Annotated in this window: 16 protein-coding genes; 4 read left to right on the top strand and 12 right to left on the bottom strand. The window is 74.2% G+C overall.

The features are described from left to right. Positions 1–64: 64 nt before the first annotated feature. The 6 genes from egtD to ACFOW4_RS03560 all read right to left on the bottom strand — a co-directional run bounded on the left by egtD (position 65) and on the right by ACFOW4_RS03560 (position 6,357). Entirely contained in the window at positions 65–1,030 is a 966-nt protein-coding gene (gene egtD, locus ACFOW4_RS03535) for an L-histidine N(alpha)-methyltransferase (protein WP_377524355.1), read from the bottom strand. Between the two features lie 48 nt (positions 1,031–1,078). Further along, positions 1,079–1,825 carry an ergothioneine biosynthesis protein EgtC gene (egtC, locus tag ACFOW4_RS03540; RefSeq protein ID WP_377524357.1) on the bottom strand — a complete coding sequence of 249 codons (747 nt, stop codon included), beginning with the start codon at positions 1,823–1,825 and terminating at the stop codon, positions 1,079–1,081. A 55-nt stretch (positions 1,826–1,880) separates the two neighbouring features. Beyond that, the gene (egtB, locus tag ACFOW4_RS03545; protein WP_377524358.1) at positions 1,881–3,221 is read right to left on the bottom strand and encodes an ergothioneine biosynthesis protein EgtB; all 1,341 of its coding nucleotides are present in this window, start codon (positions 3,219–3,221) and stop codon (positions 1,881–1,883) included. A 174-nt stretch (positions 3,222–3,395) separates the two neighbouring features. Next, complete coding sequence (gene egtA, locus ACFOW4_RS03550) at positions 3,396–4,631, bottom strand: ergothioneine biosynthesis glutamate--cysteine ligase EgtA (protein ID WP_377524360.1); 1,236 nt, start codon at positions 4,629–4,631, stop codon at positions 3,396–3,398. A gap of 171 nt (positions 4,632–4,802) precedes the next feature. Next, positions 4,803–5,708, bottom strand: coding sequence for a hypothetical protein (locus tag ACFOW4_RS03555; RefSeq protein WP_377524361.1), 906 nt, complete (start codon positions 5,706–5,708; stop codon positions 4,803–4,805). 16 nt (positions 5,709–5,724) lie between these two features. Then, a complete protein-coding gene (locus ACFOW4_RS03560; protein ID WP_377524363.1) occupies positions 5,725–6,357 on the bottom strand; it encodes an RNA polymerase sigma factor in 633 nt (210 codons plus the stop codon). A gap of 525 nt (positions 6,358–6,882) precedes the next feature. On the opposite strand from ACFOW4_RS03560, the gene ACFOW4_RS03565 reads away from it, so the two are divergent. Both ACFOW4_RS03565 and ACFOW4_RS03570 read left to right on the top strand, forming a co-directional pair. Beyond that, positions 6,883–8,259: a protein kinase gene (locus tag ACFOW4_RS03565; protein ID WP_377524364.1), complete on the top strand. Its 1,377-nt coding sequence runs from the start codon at positions 6,883–6,885 to the stop codon at positions 8,257–8,259. A gap of 124 nt (positions 8,260–8,383) precedes the next feature. Further along, the gene (locus tag ACFOW4_RS03570; protein WP_377524366.1) at positions 8,384–9,646 is read left to right on the top strand and encodes a nucleotide sugar dehydrogenase; all 1,263 of its coding nucleotides are present in this window, start codon (positions 8,384–8,386) and stop codon (positions 9,644–9,646) included. An 86-nt stretch (positions 9,647–9,732) separates the two neighbouring features. Here the strand turns inward: ACFOW4_RS03570 and ACFOW4_RS03575 are convergent, their stop codons facing one another. The 4 genes from ACFOW4_RS03575 to ACFOW4_RS03590 form a co-directional block, all read right to left on the bottom strand. After that, a complete protein-coding gene (locus tag ACFOW4_RS03575; protein ID WP_377524367.1) occupies positions 9,733–12,216 on the bottom strand; it encodes an ABC transporter permease in 2,484 nt (827 codons plus the stop codon). 149 nt (positions 12,217–12,365) lie between these two features. Further along, positions 12,366–13,031, bottom strand: coding sequence for a response regulator (locus ACFOW4_RS03580; RefSeq protein ID WP_377524369.1), 666 nt, complete (start codon positions 13,029–13,031; stop codon positions 12,366–12,368). Beyond that, positions 13,028–14,248, bottom strand: coding sequence for a sensor histidine kinase (locus ACFOW4_RS03585; RefSeq protein WP_377524370.1), 1,221 nt, complete (start codon positions 14,246–14,248; stop codon positions 13,028–13,030). The genes ACFOW4_RS03580 and ACFOW4_RS03585 overlap by 4 nt, the downstream gene beginning before the upstream one ends. A 24-nt stretch (positions 14,249–14,272) precedes the next feature. After that, complete coding sequence (locus ACFOW4_RS03590) at positions 14,273–14,974, bottom strand: DUF305 domain-containing protein (RefSeq protein WP_377524372.1); 702 nt, start codon at positions 14,972–14,974, stop codon at positions 14,273–14,275. A gap of 138 nt (positions 14,975–15,112) precedes the next feature. On the opposite strand from ACFOW4_RS03590, the gene ACFOW4_RS03595 reads away from it, so the two are divergent. Beyond that, complete coding sequence (locus tag ACFOW4_RS03595) at positions 15,113–16,558, top strand: LVIVD repeat-containing protein (protein ID WP_377524373.1); 1,446 nt, start codon at positions 15,113–15,115, stop codon at positions 16,556–16,558. Positions 16,559–16,658: 100 nt separating this feature from the next. Here the strand turns inward: ACFOW4_RS03595 and ACFOW4_RS03600 are convergent, their stop codons facing one another. Beyond that, positions 16,659–17,663, bottom strand: a complete 1,005-nt coding sequence (locus tag ACFOW4_RS03600; RefSeq protein ID WP_377524375.1) for a carcinine hydrolase/isopenicillin-N N-acyltransferase family protein — start codon at positions 17,661–17,663, stop codon at positions 16,659–16,661. A 56-nt stretch (positions 17,664–17,719) separates the two neighbouring features. Further along, on the bottom strand, positions 17,720–18,652 hold the full coding sequence (locus ACFOW4_RS03605; protein ID WP_377524376.1) for a PfkB family carbohydrate kinase: 933 nt from the start codon (positions 18,650–18,652) through the stop codon (positions 17,720–17,722). Positions 18,653–18,988: 336 nt separating this feature from the next. Between ACFOW4_RS03605 and ACFOW4_RS03610 the strand changes: the two genes are divergently transcribed. Beyond that, a partial coding sequence (locus tag ACFOW4_RS03610; protein WP_377523671.1) for a transposase family protein occupies positions 18,989–19,296 on the top strand: 308 nt, incomplete at its 3' end.

A 19,296-nucleotide genomic window follows, 5' to 3' on the forward strand; every position in this document is an offset into this window, starting at 1 on the left:
CCGGCCAGCCTAGCCGATCACCGTCCGGGTCGACCGCCGCGGGTGAACGGGCTCACGGCGGCCGTCACACCGCACGGGCCAGGGTGACGCCGAAGAGACCGTCCGGATCGGTCCAGAACTCCTCCGCGTCGAACCCCGCGGCGGCCAGCTCCGCGGCGACGCCCTCCGGGCGGAATTTCGCCGAGACCTCGGTACGCAGCTCCTCCCCCACGGCGAACTGCACATTCAGGTCCAGCACCCGGACCCGCATCGCGCGCTCGGCCCGCAGCCGCATCTCGAGCCACTCCCGCTGCGGATCCCAGCGGGCGACGTGCGTGAACGCCTCCGGATCGAAGTCGGCCCCCAACTCGCGGTTGATCACCCGGAGCACGTTGCGGTTGAACTCGGCGGTGACGCCCGCCGCGTCGTCGTACGCGGGCACGATCACCGACGGGTCCTTGACCAGGTCCGTGCCGAGCAGCAGCCAGTCGCCCGACTCCAGGGCGGCGCGCATGTCCGCCAGGAAGTCGGCCCGCTCCGCCGGCAGCAGGTTGCCGATGGTGCCGCCGAGGAACACCACCAGCCGCCGCCCACCGGTGGGCAGACGGTCCAGCTGATGGGTGAAGTCCCCGACGATGCCGCGGACCCGCAGGCCCGGGTAGTCGGCGGCGATCTGGGCGGTGGACCCGCGCAGCGCACTGACCGACACGTCCAGCGGCACGAACGTGCCGAGCCCGCCACGGCGGGTGAAAGCGTCCAGCAGCAGCCGGGTCTTCTCTGAGGAGCCGGAGCCCAGCTCGATCAGCGTCTTGGCGCCGGTCAGCGCGGCGATCTCGGGAGCCCGCTCGGCCAGTACGGCCCGCTCGGCCCGGGTCGGGTAGTACTCCGGCAGGCGGGTGATCTCCTCGAACAGCTCGCTGCCCCGGGCGTCGTAGAACCACTTGGGCGGCAGCCACTTCGGATCGGCACTCAGCCCGGCCCGGACGTCCTCGCGCAGGCCGCGCTCCAGGTCCTGCTCCTCCAGGTAGATCTCCAACGGCTCCGCGGTCATCAGGTGCCCTCCTTCGTCGTCGGTGTCGACCGTGTGCACGCCGCCCGCTCACCGGGTCGGCAGTGGGCTTAACCGCACCTCCGCCGTGGTGGCCGTGACGAGGTGTCCCTCGGGCACCGCCCGCCATCCGGGGTCGTCGTCGTGCGGCTCGGAGCACAGCAGCACCGAACCCGGCGCCGCCCGCACCGACAGCGCGTGCCCCGCCACGCTCGCCACCGCGGTACGCCCGTCAGTGAGCAGCAGATTGAGCCGAGACCCGGGGGCCGCCGCGGCGACCTCGGCGACCGTGTCGCCGACCGCCTCGGCCGGACCGGCGCCGGCGCGCAGCCGGTGCCGGACCAGGGCCCAGATCAGCGCCGAGTCCGTGGCCGCGTCCAGGGTGAGCAGGTCGCGTACCGGCAGGCCGGCGGCGAGCGGCACCATCGCGTCGGGCCAGCCGCGCACCACGCCGTTGTGGCTGAACAGCCACCGCCCCTCGGCGAACGGCGCCGCGGCGCCGTCGAGCACGGCCATCCCGACGGTCGCCGAACGGACCGCGGCGAGCACCGCGCCGGCCGAGGTCACCGCGGCGAGCTGAGCGATGGTCGGGTCGCTCCAGATCGGCTGGGCGCGCCGATAGCGCACCGGCTCGCCGTCGCCCGGGTACCAGCCCACGCCGAATCCGTCGGCGTTGATCGTCCCGCCGCCGCGCATGTCGCGGGGAGCCCAGGACTGGCGCACCAGCGAGTACGGCGGGTCGAACAGCAGCTCGGCGAGGGTCACCGGCGGCCCCAGGTAGGCCAGGTGGCGACACATCAGCGCCGCCCGCCCGCCCGGGCCGGCCCGGAGGACCAGCCAGCGTGGCCGCGGCTCACCGGTGCGACTCGTCCGGATGGGCGTCGCGGGCGCAGCGGAAGCCGCTGAAGATCTGCCGCCGGATCGGGTAGTCCCAGTTGCGGAACGTGCCCCGGCAGGCGGACCGGTCGGTGCCGAACGAGCCGCCGCGCAGCACCCGGTAGTCGTCGCCGAAGAAGACCTCGGAGTATTCGCGGTACGGGAACGCGGTGAAGCCGGGATGCCCGCGGAAGCTGGTCGAGGTCCACTCCCAGACGTCCCCGATGAGCTGGTGCACGCCCAGCGGCGACGCCCCGGCGGGGTAGGCGCCCACCGGTGCCGGCGTCAGGTGGCGCTGGCCGAGGTTGGCGTGCGCCTCGCTCGGTTCGTCGTCACCCCAGGGGTAGCGGCGGGACCGGCCGGTCGTCGGATCCCAGCGGGCCGCCTTCTCCCACTCCGCCTCGGTGGGCAGCCGCCGGCCTGCCCACGCGGCGTACGCCTGCGCCTCGTACCAGCAGACGTGCACCACCGGCTCGTCGTCGCGGACCCGGTCCCACCGGCCGAAGCGCCGGTAGGCCCACCCGTCGCCGTCGCGGTGCCAGTGCATCGGCGCGACGAGATCCGCCTCGACGCGGTGCGCCCAGCCGGCGGGGCTCCACCAGCGCGAGTCGGTGTAGCCGCCGTCGGCGATGAACGCCCGGTACTGCCCGTTGGTGACCGGCGCGGCGTCGATGACGTACGCCGGCAGGTCGACGGAGTGCGCGGGCCGCTCGTTGTCCAGCGCCCACGGGTCGGTGTCGGTGCCCATGGTGAACTCACCGGCGGGCACCAGCACCTCGGCGCCGACCCGCACCCGCGGTTCCGGAGGCGGGGACGCCGGCAGCACCGCCGGCCCGGAGCGCAGCTGGTGGGTGGCGAGCATCGTCTCGTCGTGCTGCTGCTCGTGCTGCACGATCATGCCGAAGGCGAACCCGTCGGCGACCAGCGGTCGCTCGGTGAAGGCCACCGCGTCGAGCAGGTCGTGCACCTTGTCCCGGACGGTGGCGAGGTAGGCGCGCGCCTCCCGTGGCGGCAGCAGGGGCAGCGCGGGGCGGTCGCGGCGGGGCTGCTTGAACGCGTCGTACAGCTCGTCGATGTCGCAGCGGACGGGCTCCCGACCGCCGACGTCGCGGACCAGCCAGAGCTCCTCCTGGTTGCCGACGTGGGCGAGGTCCCAGACCATCGGCGACATCAGCGGGGAATGCTGCCGGACCAGGTCGGCGTCGTCGACCACCTCGGTCAGCAGAGCGGTGCGGGACCGGGCCCGCGCCAACTCGCCGGCGATCCGCTCCCGCAACCGCTCTCCGTCGACGCGCCCCGTCGTGGTCGTGTCGGTCACCGGCCGTCCCTTCGTTCGCGACTGCGGGGCTCGCAACCCCGGCTCACTCCTCGCGCTCACCGGTCTCCCCTCGTTCGCGACTGCGGGGCTCGCAACCCCGGCTCACTCCTCGCGCTCACCGGTCTCCCCTCGTTCGCGACTGCGGGGCTCGCAACCCCGGCTCGCTCCTCGCGCTCACCGCGCACCCCGCTCCGCGGTGGCCAGCCGCCGCCGTACGCCTCGCTGGACCTCGTCGTGCAGCGCGGCCGGCAGGTCCAGCCCGGGCAGGGCCGTCAGGGCCAGGTCGAGCAGCGCCGCCGCGGCGGCGGCCACGGCCGGGTCGGCCAGGCCGCGTCGGGCGGCGGCGGACCAGCGGTGCGCCACCGGTGCGCCGATCGAGTACGCCGCACGGACCGTGCCGGGGTCGGCGAACAGTGCGGCCAGCACCGCCAGCGGGAGGACCCAGTCGCGGCCGGGCTGGGCGTCGAGGTAGCGCAGCTCCAGGTAGCCGCGCGGGCGCACCGGTGGGAACAGGGTGCTGACGTGGTAGTCGAGGTCGTCGGTGGTGGGTGGCCGGGGCAGCGCGCCGTCGAGCCAGTCGGCGAAGGTCACGCCCGGCGGTGGGGTCCAGTCCGGGCCGTGCCGGCGCAGGCAGAGCAGCGGCGCGGCGAGCACGTACCGGACCCAGGCGTCGGTCGGATCCTCGTCGGCGCGTCGCGGCGACCAGACCGGGCGGGTGCGCGGTGGGTCGATGTCCAGCCAGGCGGCCATCCGGGCCGACGCCCAGCCGGTGCGCCGCCCGGCGTGCCGGTCGGCGGAGGCGAACGCGGCGAGCAGCGGCGGGCCGATCGCGTGGGCCGCGGCCCAGCGGGACGCGACCTGTCCGACATCCCCGGCGTCCAGACAGATCTGCAGGCCGGCGGTGCTGTACATCATCGTCCGACCGGCCGGGCCGCGCTGGTCGAAGGCGCCGCGCATGGCGCGGTAACGCGGAGTTTCCAGCACCGGGCGGGGCCGGCGGTGCGGGTCGATGCCGCTGCGGCCGAGGACCAGCCCGGCGACGGTCAGCAGGGCGGTGACCTCGGCGATCTCGGCTTCGGTGGCGCGGATCAAGGCGGCGACCGAGGGTCGCGGCAGGGTGGAGATCTCCAGCTGGCCGCCGGGCTCCAGCGTCACGGTGCCACCGTGCCCCAGCGGCGTGGCCGGGCTGGTGTGGTCGAGGGTGACGGGGCAGTGCCGCCCCAGCGCCGTCCGTAACCGCGCCACGTCGACCGGACGGGCGGGGTCGGCGGCGTCGTGCACGGTCCATTCCAGTTCGACGCCCGTGTGTGTCGGTGGGCCGGTCTTGAAGCAGATCCGGGCGAGATGCCGGGCGGCTGTGGCGGACTCACGCAGGATGCCACCGCGGTCCAGCTCGGGCGATGTCACCACCGGCCGGGCCCCCTCTCCGTGCGCCGACTCCCGGACACCCTGCCACCGTAACCCCGGCCACCGACACCGTCGGGGGCGTCCGCGGCCCCACCAATCCCTGTCTAGCAGACGAACTTCCCGGGATCGGCCGGAACGCCGGGCCGCGAGCGACGGCCGTTCCGCCGTAGGTGGTCAGCGGCCGGTGTGGCCGCCCTTTCCCGGCTTCGACGGGGTGGCCTTCGCCGAACGGGCCGGCTCGGACGTCTCCGGCTTCGGCTTCGGCTCGGTCGGCGGCGACGCCGTCGGCCTCGCCCCGCTCGGCGGCGACGCCGTCGGCCTCGCCCCGGTCGGCGGCGACGCCGTCGGCTTCGCCTCGGGCACCAGCCTGCGGCAGTAGGCCTCGACGTCGCCCGCCGAACCGGCGGCGCTCACCAGGCGCGCGAAGGCGGGCGTGCCCAGGGCCTTGTCCCGCTGGTCCGGCGTCTTGGCCAGCCAGGCGCCGCACAGCCCGGTCAACTGGCCGGCCGGAGCTGGATCGTCGCCGCTCCCCGGGCTGGTGCTCGGCCCGGCGCTGGCGGAGCCCGCGGACCGGCTCGGGTCGGTGCCCGACGGTGTGCCCTCGCCCGACGGCGTGCCGTCGCCGGAGCCCGAGGGGCCTGCTGTCCGGTCGGTGGGCGTCGGAGCCACGCTGGTGCGGGCGGGTGCCGGCGGGTCCGCCGGCCGGTTCAGACTGACCGCGGCGAACGCCACGCCGGCGGTGGCGCTGGCAGCCAGGGCGGTGAGCCACGCGATCGCGGCGGTGGTGAGCCGGCGGCGGTGCGGTCGGCGTGCGGAAGCCGGTGCCGGGTCGGCGCGGGCGGCCCGGAACGCGGCCAGGGCAGCCTGCTCACCGGCCAGTTCCCCGGGCTTGGCCGGGGCGGCCGCCGCGGCCAGCAGCCGCGCCAACGGCTCGGAGGGCGACGTGGACGCCGCAGCGGGGGTGGCCGCGCGCAGCGGCGGCGGACCGGCCGGGTCGGCTGACCCGCCGGCGCGGGCCGCGTCGAGCAGCCGCTCGGTCTCTGCACGATCGGCGGGCCGGTCCGACCGGCGCAGGTTCATCCGGAATCCCCTCACGTCAGCCGTCCGCCGCTTCGGGCCGTGGCGCCGGCCGCGAGCGGCCGTTACGCGGGCGGGGCGGGGTCGCGTCGTCGGCCGCGGCCGACGGCGGCGCCGGATCCTGCCGATCCATCATGGCGGCGAGCCGCCGCAGCCCGCGGTGGGCGGCGGTACGTACCGCGCCCGGCCGGCGACCCAGCACCCGGCCGGCCGACTCCGCGTCGAGCCCGACCACCGCTCGCAGCAGGACCGCCTCGGCCTCGCGCGGCGGCAGAGTGGCGATCAGTGCCAGGGCCGCCTCGGTGCCGATGGTCTCCCCGGCCCGCTCGGCGGTGTCCGCGTCGCCGGCCAGCTCGCTGAGCGCCTGCACAGGCACCGGCAGTGACGGGCGTCGGCGCAGGCGCCGCAGGTGGTCCATGGCCCGGTTCCGGGCGATCGTGACGGTCCAGGCGCGGAACTCGCCGCCGGTGAAGCTGGGCAGGTCCCGGGAGATCTGCAACCAGGTCTCCGAGGCGACGTCCTCGGCGTCCGCACCGACCAGGGCGGTCAGGTATCGCAGCAGACCCGGTTGCAGGCTGCGGTAGAGGAAGCGGAAGGCGTCCTCGTCTCCGGCCTGCGCCGACGCGACGGCCTCGTTCAGCTCGCCGGTCATGCCCGTCCCGTGTGCCAGCCGGGGCGGAACCCCTCCGCGGGTGACCACCACCCGGCGCGGAACGTCGAGCCGCCCAGACCCCGCACCGCACCGCCCTCCGCCAACCTGATCGCGCCCGCGACCGAGGTGGCCCGGGCGGGGTGTCTGGACCTGCACCACGGCGCTCGGCGCGCGCTGCCCGCCGGGACCGCCGGTGGGCCCGAGTCGGGCTAACGCTAGGAGCGGACCACGGGACCGACAAGTCGGCGCCGCATCACGGAAGAGTGACATTTATCAACCCGGCTGGGCGGCGCGTCGCCGTAACGCGGGACGACGGTTGGGCGCTCCGGGTGCGCGAGGACGGTTATCCGGAGGGACCGGGCCAGGGTTTGTTGTCGTATGTCAACTTTTGTCACGGTCCGTCATTGCACCGTCACGGATGCGTCAGGTTCGCCCCAGTCAGGCCGGGACGGACCGGCGGGTACGCCCCGCCCGGCCGAGCCGCCAGGATGCGCCGTTCCCCGCCGCCCTGGGTACGGTAATGCCGTGTTGTCTTCGGAGGTCGTACTCAGCGGTCGGTACCGCCTGGACGAGCGTGTCGCGACCGGCGGCATGGGCGACGTCTGGCGGGCCACGGACGTGGTCCTCGGCCGTCAGGTCGCGGTCAAGGTCCTGCTCCCCGCGCTGGTCTCCGACCCCGACTTCATCGCCCGCTTCCGCGCCGAGGCCCGCATCATGGCGGCGCTGCGGCACCCCGGCATCGTGCAGGTCTACGACTGCGGTGAGGACGACCTGCCCGACGGCAGCCGGGCCGACTACCTGGTCATGGAGTTCGTGCAGGGCGAGCCGCTGTCCAAGCGGATCGAGGCGGCCGGCCGGCTCGACGTCGCCGAGACCATGTCGATCGTGGCGCAGGCGGCCCAGGCACTGAACGCGGCCCACCGCGGGGGCATCGTGCACCGCGACGTCAAGCCCAGCAACCTGCTCGTGCAGGAGGACGGCAGCGTCGTCCTGGTCGACTTCGGAGTGGCCCGCTCCACCAACGTCACCAGCATCACCAGCACCAACGCGGTGCCGGGCACGGCGCTCTACATGGCGCCCGAGCAGGCCGCCGGTCGCCCGGTCAGTGGCGCCACCGACGTCTACGCCCTCGGCGCGGTCGCCTACTGCTGCTTGACCGGAGCGCCGCCGTTCACCGGCGACAACCCGCTCCAGGTGGCCGTCCGCCACCTCGACGACGAGCCGCCGGAGCTGCCCCACGACATCCCGGAGGCCGTACGGGCCCTGGTCTCCCGCGCGCTGGCCAAGGACCCGCAGGAGCGGTTCAGCAGCGGAGCGGCGATGGCCGAGGCGGCGCGTACCGCGGTGACCGGCGACGCCGGGCCCACCGCCATGGTGCCGGCGGCCCCGCTGCGCGACGCCGGGCCGGGCACCCGCACCGACGTGCCGGCCGGCGCGGCGGTGGCCACCGCGGCGGAGCTTGGCCGTCGGCGCCGCCGCGGCCCGCTGGTCGGTGCCGCGGCGGCCGTGCTGGTCGCGCTGGTCGGCCTGGGCGCGGCGCTGGGCGCAGCCCGGAACACCGGTGAGGATCCGGCGGTGAACCTGCCGAGCACCGGGCCGGCGGTGGTGCCCTCCGAGCAGGCCGAGGTGCCGGCGGCGAACGAGCAGGTCACCAGGGACCCGGTCCGACCCAACCGCCCGAACTCGCCCGGCGGCCTCGGTCCCTCGGCCTCGACCTCCGCCACGCCGACCGCCACGCCGAGCCCGGCGGCGACCTCGCCGTCGCCCACGCCGAGCGTCACCACCTCCCCGCCGGGCGAGCCGTCGCCCACCCCCACCGAGTCGACGGACCCGCCGAAACCGCCGGATCCGACTCCCAGCGCCAGCATGTCGACCGACCCCGGGAACCCGCCGGCAGCCTGATGGCGACGTCGCCGGAATTCGCGCCAACCTCACCAGCACCGTTATCCCCAAAACGGACTTACGTCACGTAAAAGCCCACTACGCTCCAAGCAGGTCGTAACCACCGTCTGCCACGGGAGCCCGGGTGAGCGCTGAGAAGCTGGTCGTGATCGGCCAGGGGTACGTCGGACTGCCGTTGGCCATGCGCGCTGTGGAGGCGGGCCTCGACGTGGTCGGGCTGGACGTCGACGGCGACCGGGTCAAGCGGTTGGCGTCGGGCGAGTCGTTCGTGGAGGACATCGGAACCGACCGGCTGGGCCGGGCACTGGGCAGCGGGCGCTACCACCCGAGCACGGAGTACACCGACGCCGAGGTTTTCGACATCTGCGTCATCACGGTGCCCACCCCGCTGCGCGACGGCACGCCCGACCTGAGCTTCGTCGAGCAGGCCGGCATCGGCATCGGCCCGTACGTACGGGCCGGCTGCACCGTGATCCTGGAGTCGACCACGTACCCGGGCACCACGGAGGAGTTGCTGCGCCCGCTGCTGGAGTCGGCCAGCGGGCTGCACAGCCCCGGCGACTTCCACCTCGGCTACAGCCCGGAACGGATCGACCCGGGCAACCCGACCTGGCGACTGGAGAACACTCCCAAGGTGGTCTCCGGTGTGGACGCCGACTCGCTGGCCCGCGTGGACGGGTTCTACCGGCGCCTCGTGGAGCGCACCGTGCCGGTGGACTCCACAAGGGTCGCCGAGCTGACCAAACTGATCGAGAACACCTTCCGCCAGGTCAACATCGCGCTGATCAACGAGTTGACCATGCTCTCGCACCACCTGGACATCGACGTGTGGCAGGCGATCGAGGCGGCCGAGACCAAGCCGTTCGGTTTTCTGCCGTTCCGGCCCGGCCCGGGCGTCGGCGGGCACTGCCTGCCGATCGACCCTTGCTATCTGTCCTGGCAGGTCAAGCGGCGCCTCGGCCGGCAGTTCCGGTTCATCGAGCTGGCCAACGACGTCAACCACGAGATGCCCGAGCACGTCGCCCAGCGGATCATGGCCGGGCTGAACCGCGCCGGCCGGGCGGTCAGCGGTGCCCGGCTGCTGCTGCTCGGGTTGGCGTACAAGAAGAACACCGGCGACATGCGCGACTCCCCCGCGGTGGACGTCGCCCGACGGCTGCAGGCCCTCGGCGCGCAGATCCACGCGGTCGAGCCGTACGCCGACGCGCACCAGATCCCCGGCGGGGTGACCGTGGTGGGGCTGACCGAGAGCGAGGTGCGGAAGGCGGACGCGGTGGTGGTGGTCACCGACCACGACATCTTCGACTACGACCTGGTGGTCCGGCACGCCCGCTACGTCTTCGACACCCGCAACCGGTGCGCCGGCCCCATGGTGGAGCGCCTCTAGACCCGGCACCGCTGGCCGGTCCCGCCGCCGGGGAAGACGGCGGGGCCGGCCGGCGGATGTCCGTCGCGTGGGCCGGCACCGCCGGGTCACTGGTCGCCGAGGGCCTCGACGACCGGTCGGGAGAGGGCCCGGCGCGCCGGCAGCACCGAGGCGAGCAGCGCGGCCAGCACCGCGACGCCGAGGAGCAGCCCGAGCTGCCCCAGCGGCAGCACCACGTGGAAGTCCCCACCGAGGCGGGCCAGCAGGGCCATCGCGGCGGCGCTGACGCCGGTGCCCAGCCCGACCCCGAGCACCGCGCCGACCAGGGCCATCAGCACCGCCTCCACGGCGAGCATGGCCCGCATCCGGCCCCGGGTCAGGCCGACCGCGCGCAGCACGGCGTTCTCCCGGGTGCGTTCCACCACCGACAGGCTCAGCGTGTTCGCCACCCCGACCAGCGCGATCACCACGGCCAGCCCGAGCAACGCGGTGACGAACGCCAGCAGCATGTCGACGGTGCCGGTGAGCATCTTCTTGTACGCGCCCTGGTCCATCAGGTTCACCGTCGGGTACCGGGCCAGCACCGCCTCGATCGCATCGCGGGCCCGCTGGCCGCTCACCCCTGCCGCGGGATCGACCTCGGCGAGGAAACCGCGCCGGTCCGGGAAGAGCGCGCCGAAGTCCGCGTCGACCATGTCGACGACGTGGCCGGCCGGTACGCCGGTGGCGACCATCTCCGCGGTGTCGTCGGCGATCACGGCGGCCACCCGGAACGGCCGCCCGCGCACGGTGACCGGGTCGCCGACGTGCCAGCCGCGTACCTCGGCCAACTCGCGGTGCACCAGCACCTGCCCCGGGCCGAGCCGCCCGACGTCGCCGGCCAGCACGCCGGTGAGCGTGCGGCCGATCAGCGCCGGGTGGGCCGCGCGTACCTCGACGTCGTCGGTCACGGCGCTGCGCTGCTCGTGCACCACGCCCAGCTCGGGTCGGGCCGCCAACTCACCGGCGAGCGGGGCGGGCAGGTCCGCGCCGATTCCGGTGACCACGAAGTCCACCCCGATCTGGGCGTCCACGCTGCGCTCGATGCCGTCCTTGGTGCTGCGGGCGCCGACCACGAACGCGGAGACCAGCCCGATGCCGATCACCAGGGCGGCGGCGGTCGCGGCCACCCGGCGGGGGTTGCGCACCGCGTTGGCCACCGCCAGTCCCGCTGTCGCGCCGACCATCCAGCGCACCGGCCAGCCGAGCAACCGCACCAGTGCCGGGACCAGCACCGGCCCGAAGAGCACGATGCCGAGAAAGGCCAGCACGCCACCGACGGCCACCAGCACCACCTGGCCGGCGGGGGCCGCGCCGACGAGCGCGGCGACGCCGGCGGCCAGCACCACCGCGCCGAGGGCCAGCCGCAGCCGGCCGGCGCCGCGGCCGGGCTGCACGGCGGCGTCGGTCAGCGCGGCCACCGGGGCGACCCGGGTGCCCCGCCAGGCGGGCAGCAGAGCCGCACCCACCGTCAGCCCGGTGCCCAGCAGCAGGCCGGTCAGCACGGTCGGTGTGGTCACCGTGAGCCCGCCGGAGACCGGCGTGTCCAGCCGGGACAGCAACGCGTTCATCCCGACGGCCAGGGCCACCCCGATCACCACCCCGACCGTGGACGCGGCCAGCCCGACCACCGCCGACTCGAGCAGGGTGGCCCGGAAGACCTGCCCCCGGGTCGCGCCGACCAGCCGCAGCAGGGCGGTACGCCGGGTGCGCTGGGCCAGCACGATGGCGAAGGTGTTGGCGATCACGAAACCGGCCACCACCACGGCGATGCCGGCGAACATCAGCAGCACCATGTTGAACTGTTCCAGGCTGCGGACCGCGTCGTCGACCGCCTCGTCGAGGATCTGCTGACGACCCTTGACGGTGCTGCCGGTGCCGGCCACCGCGGCGACCCGGGCGGCCAACGCCGTCGCGTCGACGCCCGGGGCGGCGGCCACCATGATCCGGCCGTAGCCACGCCCACCGGTGACCGCGAGCGCGTCCGCGCCGACCAGACCGATGAACGGGCCGCCGACGTCACGGGCGGTGTCGGCCACGTCGACGGTGCCGACCAGGGTGTACGGGCGGGCGGCGCCACCGGTCCCGCCGACCCGTACCGGACCACCGAGGGTGAAGCCCTCCTGGGCGACCGTCGGCGCGTCGAGCACCACCTCGCCGGCGCGGTCGGGCAGCCGGCCGGCGACCACGTCGTACGAGCGCAGGGCGGGCTCGGTGGGGATCGCGGCGAGCACGGCGAAGCCCAGCACCGGTCGGCCGTCGGAGCCGACGACCCCGCCGGTGCCGGTCAGCTCGCCCGCGGCGGCGGCCACCCCGTCGACCGCGCGCACCCGGTCGACCAGTGCGGCGGCGAGCGGCCGGTCGCCGCTCGGGTAGACGCCGAGGTCGGTGTGCCGGTCGAAGGTGCCGGCCCGCTCGTACGCGCCGGCGCGCATTCCGTCGACGAAGATCAGGGTGCCGGCGATGAACGCGACACCGAGCACCACGGCCAGCGCGGAGAGCAGCATGCGCAGCGCCTCGGCGCGCAACGAGCGCAGGGTCAGGCGGATCATCGCGGTGGGCTCCCCGGTGCAGGTGACGGTCGGACCCCTCCGACGCTATGGCCGGACCTGCCCGGTCGATCTCCACCTGCGCGCTCGACCTGGGTGCGCCTCAGGTCGTGGCGGCGCCGCCGGTGACTACGACCCAGGTCGTACGCGGGTCAGCCTCCGGGGGTGACCAGGCCGCTCTCGTAGGCCAGCACCACCGCCTGTACGCGGTCACGGAGTTGGAGCTTGGCCAGGATCCGCCCGACGTGCGTCTTCACCGTCGCCTCCGCCACGTGCACCCGGTTGGCGATCTCCACGTTGGACAGACCCTGCGCCACCAGCAGCAGCACCTCCCGCTCCCGGTCGGTGAGCTGGGCCAGCCTCGGGTCGGCGGTGGGGGCGGCGCCGAGCTGACCGGCGAACCGGTCCAGCAGCCGCCGGGTGATCGACGGGGCGACCACCGAGTCACCCCGGGCGACCACCCGGATCGCGGCCAGCAGTTCCTCCGGGGGCACGTTCTTGAGCAGGAACCCGCTGGCGCCGGCCTGGAGGGCGGCGAACGCGTCCTCCTCGGTGTCGAAGGTGGTCAGCACGAGCACCCGGGGCGGGCCGGTGGGCCGGTCGGCGCAGATCCGCCGCGTGGCCTCCACCCCGTCCATGGTCGGCATCCGGATGTCCATCACCACCACGTCGGCCTCGGTGCGGGCCAGCACCCGCAGCGCGTCCGCCCCGTCGATGGCCTCGCCGACCACCTCCAGGTCGGGCTGCGAGTCCAGCACCATCCGGAACCCGGCGCGCACCAGCGCCTGGTCGTCCACGATCACCACCCGGACCGTCATGCCGCGATCACCTCCGTTGCCGGGTCCGACGGTAGCGGCAGCCGGGCCCGCACCTGCCATCCCCCGGCCGGTCGGGCGCCGGCGGTCAGGCTGCCGTCGTACACGGCCAGCCGCTCCCGCATGCCGAGCAGGCCGTGACCACCGGACGGCGCCGGGCTGACCACCGGCCGGCCGCGCCCGTCGTCGACCACCCGGACCAGCACCGCGTCGTCGGTGTGCTCCAGGGTGAGTTCCACCGAGGCGCCCACGCCGGCGTGCTTGAGCGCGTTGGTCAGCGCCTCCTGCACCACCCGGTAGACGGTCAGTTCCAGGCCGGGCGGCAGCGGCGACGGTGTGCCGGTGACGGTGTGCCGGATGCGCAGCCCGGCGTCGCGGAACCGGGCCAGCAGGTCGGGCAGTTCGGTCAGCGCCAGCCGGCGGTGCGCGGGGTCGGCGGCCACCGTGGGCCCCGGGGCGTCGTCCGGCCCGCCGGGGTCCGCGTCCCGCAGCACGCCGACCAGCCGGCGCATCTCGTCGAGGGCCTGCCGGCCGGTGTCCGCGACCACCTTGACCGCGGTGCGCGCCTGCTCCGGGTCCTGGTCGAGCATGAAGCGCGCCCCGTCGGCCTGCACGATCATCACGGCCATGCTGTGCGCCACCACGTCGTGCAACTCCCGGGCGATGCGGGTGCGCTCCTCGGCGACCGCCGCACGGGACTCGGCCTCCCGTTCGCGCTCCAAGGTGCTGGCCCGCTCCTCCAACGTGAGCACGTAGAGCCGGCGGGTCCGCACGTTCAGCGCCACCAGCCAGACCGCGCCGGTGACCAGCGCGTACCACAGCGCGGCCGCCCACCACGGCCCGGCACCGCGGGTCTGCGCGGCGGCGAGCACGACGCCCACCGCGGCCACCAGCCCGGCGAGAACGCCGTCGCGCAGCCGCTCGCCGTACTTGACCACGCTGTAGAGCGCGATGAGGACCGCGATGTCGAACGGCAGCGGTCCCCACCGGGCGATGACCTGAGTCAGGGCGAGCACGGCGACCACCGCCGTGACCGCGCTCGAATGGGTACGGCGGAACAGCAGCGCCACGGCCATTCCCGCGCCGACCAGCGTGGCCAGCCAACCACCGGGCTGAGGTGCCGCGCCGGCCACGCCCAGGAGCACCACCACACCGGCGACGGCCACGTCGAAGGCGACGGAGCGCGTCGGGCGGCCGAAGAGGGTGCGTCTCACGGTCACCCAGCGTACGTGCTGGTGGACGGGTCAGGAGCCGAGGACGTCGCGCATCCGGTCGATCTCCACGGTCTGCTCGGTGGCCACGGCGTTGGCGAACTCGCTGAGCGTCAGGTCGGCACCGACCTTGAGCAGATTGGTGGCCATCTCGATGGCACCCTCGTGGTGCTCGGTCATCATCCGCACGAAGAGCCGGTCGAAGTCCGCGCCGCGGGCGGCGGCGAGTTGGCGCATCGCCTCCGGTGACTGCATGCCGCGCATGGTGCCGTGGTCGTGCCCCTCGACGTCGGCGGCGAGGCCCCTGGTCTGCAGCCAGCCACGCATCATGCCGATCTCGGGGCCCTGGCTGGCCCGGATGCGGTCGGCGAGGGCGCGCACGCTCGGGTTGGTGGCCCGCTCCGGCGCCAGCTCGGCCATCTCCAGCGCCTGCGCGTGGTGCGGGATCATCATCCGCACGAACCAGACGTCCATCGAGTTGTGCGCCCCCGCGCCGGCGCCGCGGACCTCCTCGGCGGGCCGGATGGCCGCCGACTCGCCCGGCCGCCCGGGCACGATGACGGTCAGGTCGGTGGGAGCGGGGGTGGCCGCCGGCGCGGTGGTGGCGGGTGCGGCGGCGGGCCGCCGAGCGCCGGCTTGCGGGTCGGTCCCGCTCCGAACCCAGATGACCGCCACCAGTGGCAGCAGGAGCGCCAGTGTGACGATCGCCAGGGTCCGTGCGCGCCGGCTGGTCATGGGCCACTCCCTGGGGTCGAGGTCATGGCGATGTTATCCATTGAGGAACCGCCTTTGATGTGACCCGCATCACATCGACCTCTGTCATCGGACGGTAAGGTGTCGACAATCGACCTCCCCTTGCGAAGGGCCTCGCCGATGATCAGAATTCCCGTCCCACGGCTACGACAACTGAGGATCGTGAGCCTCGCCGCAGCCGGCCTCCTCGTCGCCAGCGTCCTGGTGGCGCCACCCGGCAACGCCCAGGTCGCGCCGCAGGCGGCGGCACCGGCCCCGGCCGCCGCCGCCATTCCCGGCGTCGACGAGATCGTGAGTAGCCCCAACCTGCGCCTCCTCACCAACATGCCCAAGGTCGCTCCGCTGGACGCCACCAACAGCGACCTGGCCTTCCAGGGCCGGTACGCGTTCGCCGGCAACTACAACGGTTTCGTCGTCTACGACATCTCGCGGCCCAACGCGCCGAAGGTCGTGTCCCGGGTGCTCTGCCCGGGGTCGCAGAACGACATCTCCGTCCACGGTGACCTGCTGTTCCTCTCCACCGACTCGCCGCGCAGCGACGACTCCTGCGCCAGCACCTCGGTGCCGTCGTCGGAGACGAGGTGGGAGGGCATCAAGGTCTTCGACATCAAGGACAAGGCCAACCCGCGCTACCTCAAGTCGGTGCAGACGGCCTGTGGTTCGCACACCCACACCCTGGTGCCGGCGAAGGACAAGAAGTCGGTCTACCTGTACGTCTCCTCGTACGGGCCGTCGGACACCTACGTCGGGTGCCCGCCGCCGCACGACTCCATCTCCATCGTCAAGGTGCCGCTGAAGAAGCCCACCGAGGCGGCGGTGGTCGCCGTGCCGAACCTCTTCCCCGACGGCGGCTACCCGGGCATCCCGCGGGAGAAGTCGGCGACCAGCGGCTGCCACGACATCACCGTCTACCCGGCCAAGGACCTGGCCGCCGGCGCGTGCATGGGTGACGGCATCCTGATGGACATCCGCGACCGCGAGGCGCCGCGGGTGATCAACCGGGTGCGGGACACGACGAACTTCGCGTTCTGGCACTCCGCCACCTTCAACAACGCCGGCACCAAGGTCGTCTTCACCGACGAGCTGGGCGGCGGCGGCGCGGCCACCTGCAACGAGACCGTGGGCCCGAACCGGGGCGCGGACGCCATCTACGACATCACCGGCCGCGGTGACGCTCGGACGATGGAGTTCCGCAGCTACTACAAGATCCCGCGGGCCAACGCGGACACCGAGAACTGCGTGGCGCACAACGGCTCGCTGATCCCGGTGCTCGGGCGAGACATTATGGTGCAGGCCTGGTACCAGGGTGGCATCTCGGTGTGGGACTTCACCGACTCGGCCAACCCGAAGGAGATCGCCTACTGGGAGCGCGGCCCGATCTCGGACCAGCAGCTGGTCAGTGGCGGCAGCTGGTCCGCGTACTACTACAACGGACACATCTACTCCAACGACATCGCCAAGGGCTTCGACGTACTGGAGCTGAGGGACTGGCGCACGTGGACGGCCGACCTCACCCGCTACAAGGAGCTGAACGTGCAGACCCAGCCCAGCTACCTGGACCGGTAGCAGCCGCACCACGGTAGCCACCGACGCACGACCGACGGGCCCGGTCCCCGCCTCCGGGGGCCGGGCCCGGCCACGTCCGGCGCGACGACCGGCCCACGGGTCAGCTCATCGACAGCTGGTAGCGGCGCTCGCCGCCGGTCGCGGTGACCAGCCGCACCTCGCCGCTGCGCAGGCCGTACGTGACCGACCAGCGGGTGTGCCCCTGCCGCACGCTGGCCAGGACCCGGTGCGCGGCGTCGGCGTCGAGCACTCCGCCGGCCCGGCTCACCGCGCCGGCGATGAGCCCGTAGCGGTGGTCCTGGCGGCGCCGCTGCTCCGCGACACCGACGACCGGCACGTTGGTCAGGGCCTGCCAGCCGCCCGTGCCCCGCTCCACCCGAAGCTCGCCGTCGACGAACTCGACCACCGCGGACGCGCCGGTGGCGTCGGCCAGCAGGTAGTGCAGGGCGGGCCCGCCGTCGAAGTCCAGGTTGTGCCGAGTGAAGACGGCCACCGCCTCGTCGACCGTGGCGGCGCTGTCCAGCACCAGTCGCAGGATGCGGACCGAGCCGACGGTGGGCTTGCCCAGGTCGGGGCGCACCGTCGCCTCGTCGTCCGCCGCCAGACCCACCGCGAGCCCGCGCTCGTTCATCCCGTCGAAGGGCAGCAGCGGCGCATCGAGCAGCCGACGGTCGCCGCTCGGGTCCGGGCCGACGCCGAGGTAGGACATGTCCACCAGCGAGATCGCCGCGTAGCCGTCCGGCGGGTCGGTCCGCAGCACCAGCGCCGGGTTGGCGTCCCAGTCGAAATTGCGGGCGAACAGCGGGCGCCCCGGGTCGCCGGCCGCGACGAACAACGAGCAGCCGAACGGGCTCGGCGGGGTGGCGTCGGTGCCGACCGTCGGGTCGTACGCCCCGACGTAGGTCATCTCATAGAGCGGTAGGTCGTCGAGCCGGCGCAGGCTGGCCAGGGTTCGCTCGACCTGGGCGGCGTCCTGCCGGGAGGCGGACGGCGGGCCGCCCGGTGTCGGCGTGGCGGTCTGCGGGCCGGCGGTCCCGGCGGTCCCGGCGCAGGAGGTCAGGGTGAGCAGCAGCGCCAGTGTGACGGCCGGCAGGGTCCTCCGCATATCTCCTGGACGCTAGGGGACCGATAGACGGTTGTCCACCGAACGGACAACATCGGTCAGTCGGGCGGAAGACGGTCGAGCTGCGCGCGCAGCGCGGCCGGGGTCAGCGCCGGCCGGCCGCCGGGATGCCCGACCGTCGCGCCGGCGGCGGCCACCGAGTACCGGGCCGCCGCGGGCAGGGCGTCGCCGCGCAGCAGCGCGACGGTGAGCGCAGCCACGAAGGCGTCTCCGGCTCCCGTGCTGTCCACCGTCGGCGTGTCCGCCAGCGGCAGGAAGAGCTCCCCGTCCGGCCAGACGAACGCGTTACCCACGCCGGACACCTCGACGGCGAGCAGCGACGGGCCGCGCCGCAGCAGCTTGCGGCCGGCAGCCAGACCGCCCTCGGCATCCGCCGGGGCGTCCCCAATGATCAGCTCGATCTCCCGGGCGTCGGCACGCAACACGTCGGCGGCGGCGAGCAGATCGTCGGCGTACGCAGGGTCGGCCGGTGCGCCATCCAGCACCACCAGCCGGCCAGCCTCCCGTGCGGTCCGGGCGGCGGCGAGCGCCGCGGACGCCGGCTGCTGTAGCTGGACCAGCACCGCTCGGGCACTGCGCAGCGCGTCCGCTGCGCCGGCGACGTCGTCCGGGGTGAGCAGGGTCGCCTCCGGAATGTCCTCCAGGTAACGCCAGCGGGCACCGGCGTCGACCAGGTCGACGATCAGCGCGGTGGCGGTGTCCGGCCGGCGCAGCACCGGCCCGACGTCGATCCCGTCCGCGCGGGCCTGCTCGACCAGCCGGTCGCCGACCTCGTCGGCTCCGAGGACGCCCAGCAGCCCCACCCGCGCACCCAACTGCGCCGCACCAACCGCCTGGTTGGCGCCCTTGCCGCCGAGCAGTTCACGCCGCCGTCGCACCGGAGCGGTACCACCGGCCGCCGGCACCTCGTCGACCAGCAGCACGAGATCCCGGGCCACCTGCCCCGCCACCAGCACGTCCAACTCCGCCATGCCGAAACACCTACCCCCTGCCACGCCCGGCACGCACGACCCCGCACGTCGGCACCCCACCGCGCCCACCGGCGAACGGACCGGCGGACCGGCGGACGGACAGGCGAGCGAGGGCCGGCGGGCGGGAGCCGACGGGCGGACCGGCACGGCGGCGGGCTTGCATCCAGTGCCGGGCGGCCGGCGGCGGTGACGTCGTTGAGGCCGATGACTCTGGGCATAAATATGGGTCTTGTGACGTGTCTGTGGGTGGTTGGGCGCGTCGTTTATGGCGCACGCCGTTGTCCTGCCTAGGTTCTGGCTTGTCGAAGGTCAGAACTGGATGGGCGGGAGAACGGCGTGCGTTCTGCCAGGGTATGGGCTGGGCTGCTCGGGGTCGAGCAGGCGGTGGTCGAGGGTGTGGAGTTCGATCCGGTCGAGTCGGTGTTGGTGGCTCGGGTGAGGGTGCGTAAGGGCGCGTCGCGGCGGTGTCCGCATTGCGGGCGGCGGTGCGCCCGCTATGACGCGGGTGTTCGTCGTCGGTGGCGGGCGTTGGATCTGGGAACGGTCCGGGCGGTGGTGGAGGCGGACGCGCCGCGGGTGTCGTGTCGGGTGCATGGGGTGGTGGTCGCGGCGGTGCCTTGGGCGCGGCATGGGGCGGGGCATAC

It is taken from the genome of Micromonospora sp. GCM10011542 (genome assembly GCF_042650685.1).
In the GTDB taxonomy this organism is placed as follows: Bacteria; Actinomycetota; Actinomycetes; order Mycobacteriales; family Micromonosporaceae; genus Micromonospora.

Excerpts from the sequence above, each read along its gene's own strand:
- egtD (WP_377524355.1), bottom strand. The coding sequence starts at position 1,030 with ATGACCGCGGAGCCGTTGGAGATCTACCTGGAGGAGCAGGACCTGGAG.
- egtC (WP_377524357.1), bottom strand. The coding sequence starts at position 1,825 with ATGTGTCGCCACCTGGCCTACCTGGGGCCGCCGGTGACCCTCGCCGAG.
- ACFOW4_RS03555 (WP_377524361.1), bottom strand. The coding sequence starts at position 5,708 with ATGAACCTGCGCCGGTCGGACCGGCCCGCCGATCGTGCAGAGACCGAG.
- ACFOW4_RS03560 (WP_377524363.1), bottom strand. The coding sequence starts at position 6,357 with ATGACCGGCGAGCTGAACGAGGCCGTCGCGTCGGCGCAGGCCGGAGAC.
- ACFOW4_RS03575 (WP_377524367.1), bottom strand. The coding sequence starts at position 12,216 with ATGATCCGCCTGACCCTGCGCTCGTTGCGCGCCGAGGCGCTGCGCATG.
- ACFOW4_RS03580 (WP_377524369.1), bottom strand. The coding sequence starts at position 13,031 with ATGACGGTCCGGGTGGTGATCGTGGACGACCAGGCGCTGGTGCGCGCC.
- ACFOW4_RS03590 (WP_377524372.1), bottom strand. The coding sequence starts at position 14,974 with ATGACCAGCCGGCGCGCACGGACCCTGGCGATCGTCACACTGGCGCTC.
- ACFOW4_RS03595 (WP_377524373.1), top strand. The coding sequence starts at position 15,113 with ATGATCAGAATTCCCGTCCCACGGCTACGACAACTGAGGATCGTGAGC.
- ACFOW4_RS03600 (WP_377524375.1), bottom strand. The coding sequence starts at position 17,663 with ATGCGGAGGACCCTGCCGGCCGTCACACTGGCGCTGCTGCTCACCCTG.
- ACFOW4_RS03605 (WP_377524376.1), bottom strand. The coding sequence starts at position 18,652 with ATGGCGGAGTTGGACGTGCTGGTGGCGGGGCAGGTGGCCCGGGATCTC.